Annotated in this window: 3 protein-coding genes; all 3 read right to left on the bottom strand. The window is 51.9% G+C overall.

Annotated elements, in window-relative coordinates:
* Positions 1–328: 328 nt before the first annotated feature.
* Entirely contained in the window at positions 329–1,468 is a 1,140-nt protein-coding gene (locus EK22_RS21675) for a hypothetical protein (RefSeq protein ID WP_036254404.1), read from the bottom strand.
* Positions 1,469–1,664: 196 nt separating this feature from the next.
* On the bottom strand, positions 1,665–1,940 hold the full coding sequence (locus EK22_RS21670; RefSeq protein ID WP_036254402.1) for a hypothetical protein: 276 nt from the start codon (positions 1,938–1,940) through the stop codon (positions 1,665–1,667).
* 100 nt (positions 1,941–2,040) lie between these two features.
* Positions 2,041–2,439, bottom strand: a complete 399-nt coding sequence (locus EK22_RS21665) for a hypothetical protein (RefSeq protein WP_152565191.1) — start codon at positions 2,437–2,439, stop codon at positions 2,041–2,043.
* Positions 2,440–2,817 lie beyond the last annotated feature (378 nt).

Below are 2,817 nucleotides of genomic sequence, written 5' to 3'. Positions count from 1 at the left end.
GACACTTCCAAGCCTGATCGTATCTCGCTCGCGACAACATCGCTGTACATAAAAGGAAACTTCACATAATGGCACTTATGCAAAGCTTTGCATAATGCCCAAGACCGGCCTGTCGAGGCGTTTTTTTGAATGGCTGGTTTACATCTGTAATTGCTCATTCATAACGCTCACGCTCACCCGCGTCCCTGCCGGAGCGGCGAAGCCGCGGAGGCAGGGACGTCGGGTGCAGCGTGTTGTTGGGCTCCGATTGGAGCTTGCGAACCCAGTACATGTGGCGACATCAAGAGATTCGGGGAGGGGGGCGGAGAGTCCAGCGGTATTATGACTCTCAATGCAAATCAATAACATAGTCCAGAACTGCACCATAGGCCACCACGCCGAGTACCCCGTGTCGCTCGTATTTGAGAAACGCATCGGTCTTTTGTCCACCTGTAAAAACATCATACAGTGAGAGGTGCACGCCATTCATCAAGGCAACGCTGCCTCGGCTCCTCCCGACAAAGGACGTAATTGCCTTGCTGCTTTTCTCCAGTCTTGAGGTATTTAGGTGGACGTCCGTGGATCGTGCAGTGGACAATGCGGTCTTCTGGAAAATGTCGAACGCCGATTCCTCGCGTTGCGCGTTCAGGGAACTGACAGTCTGTGTTGCTGCTATCCGTAGCACGTTGTCTAGCGGTTCGGAACCAGCGGCGAACTGCGTCTTGATTGCATGCACCAGCATGTGATCGGCAACCCAGGTCAGCGCGCCAAGCTCAAAATCCTGCTGGAACTGGAGAGGTGGATTTGTCGATCGATCAGTGATGTACGCCGTCATAGCCTTCTTACCCCTACTGACTATGGTTAGTGACACAACGGCAGACATCCATCGTCCAGCCCATTCAGCAGGGATGGCTTTGGTGTTAAGTTTCGAGCTTTTCTTGCCGGTTGGCGGTCCCGAAAATTCGCCAATGAATTGCGGGTTGGTCCCAGCCTTCACCGCATAGAAGGCGTTGGCATCGTTGAATGAGGCCGTGTTCCAATTAGCTATGATGTAAGGGGGGAATAGGATGCCGTCAATCCATGCCTCTACATCGCCATCGGTCATCTTTACCAGATTGGGTGGAGGCGCGCCGTTGGTCTGGATGTAAGACGCTGATTTGAGCGTTGCGCTAGGCTTGTTTGTAAAGTCCTCCACAACTGAAATGCTAGCGTTGTTCTGCCCGATGAATGGGTTATCCCAGTGCACTTCAATAAATTCTGTGTGCCCACCGTCAGCGTCCGGAACGGAAGTGCTGTAGCGTACGTTGCCTTCGGTCCCTGTCATGAAACCATCGGATTCAGATCGCCATTGCCCAATTGAGCCGGGAGCAATCACCGCAGGCGGGTACCACGGGTCGGTAAACTGACCGTGGTCGTGTTCGTCGGAAACATAGGTAAAAGCGGTGTCGGTCTGATTGCTCAAAAAACATCTGACGGTACGTGCAGCCATATTGGCACTCCTTAGTCTTGTCGTGCGCTGGCGTCAGTTCGGTGTAAGACGCAAGTGGCCAGCGCGGCGCTCCGCCTTCCGGTGGGTGAATGAATCGGCATGTTCACTTGGTTTGATTGTGCCCAACGCCTGAATTAAGCCGCGCCGCGAAGTGGCGTCGGCTTGAATGAATTGTTAGGCGCGTGCCGCATAACCATCAGTCCATGGCTTTGGAGCATAGGTCGTGGACCAACTTCGTTGCGGATTCTAGAGCCGCCGCGAACTCCCTCGCCTCGGAATCTCGATTGAAGACCATCGTCGCGTCCGAGTGGCCAAAGACAATCGACGCAGGCTTTGCCGAGCAAACCACGTTGACTCCGACAGGAGCTCCCGACAAGGAAAAGGTCATGTCGCGCACATCAAGAGCGATATCTATTCGGGTGATCTCGTAGATGCGCTGCTGCCCTTCTTTGGAGAATACGACGATCTTCATTTCCGCGCCTAACGGTTGAGATGAGCGGCGCACGCGCCGACGTTTGAGCTTGGCACTTTATCTTTCACGCGTCCGCTCCAGCGATTTGCTAGGCGATCCCTTAATCCATGAATTCACTCGAAGCCTGATCGAATCGATACACTCGACCAAGGCGTGATAGCTGCTCACCAACAAACAGATAGTCATTGAAGCGATGCATATCTGCGTCATCGTCACCCGACATCTCGAATCTGCAAGCACACAAAGCGATGCGATCGCGCGAAGAATGCATCTGACCGAACCGTTGAGCAATTTCCATCGATTCCTCAAGCACGTGTGATGCGGAAGAACGGTAGAGCTCAAGTGTATAACCATCCCATACGAGCTTGATGCTCTGCCCCGCATGCACAATCTCTGTGGGGGCGTCCTGCTTTCCCTGGTAGTACTCCCGCAATGCGACCGCGACCTGTTCCGCCGTTATGACCATCTCGGGATCGATGAGAATTAGTGCTTCGTACATCCTCGGTTCTCCTGGTTCGCCCAACAAATGATTATATGGTTTCCGCATATCTACTCTGTTTTTTTTCTATAGTCAACCAATTTGTGATGTTAGTCAAATTTGCTAACCGTATATCATCCTAAAATTCCATGATATCCAGTTCCAGAGATCATGATGATGTTGACAATTCCTCCTGATTTAGCTCAACAATACGAAATGATATGGCTACACTAAACCGGACACACAATCTAAAATAACGTGAACAGAAAACGTGTGCCCAAAATGAATCAAGAAAAACAAAAAGTCTATAGTGCGGAATTCAGAGCGTCAGCCGTTAAACTGGCGAACGAGTCGGACCAGTCGATTGCTCAGACTGCCAAGGATCTCGGCATCAATGTC

The organism is Methylobacter sp. BBA5.1 (assembly GCF_000746145.1).
Lineage (GTDB): Bacteria > Pseudomonadota > Gammaproteobacteria > Methylococcales > Methylomonadaceae > Methylobacter > Methylobacter marinus.
Note: the sequence above shows the minus strand (reverse complement) of the source record. Positions and strands in the feature narration are given on the sequence as shown.

What these genes read in the sequence shown, in the direction of transcription:
- EK22_RS21675 (WP_036254404.1), bottom strand. Translation starts at nt 1,468, where the DNA reads ATGGCTGCACGTACCGTCAGATGTTTTTTGAGCAATCAGACCGACACC.
- EK22_RS21670 (WP_036254402.1), bottom strand. Translation starts at nt 1,940, where the DNA reads ATGAAGATCGTCGTATTCTCCAAAGAAGGGCAGCAGCGCATCTACGAG.
- EK22_RS21665 (WP_152565191.1), bottom strand. Translation starts at nt 2,439, where the DNA reads ATGTACGAAGCACTAATTCTCATCGATCCCGAGATGGTCATAACGGCG.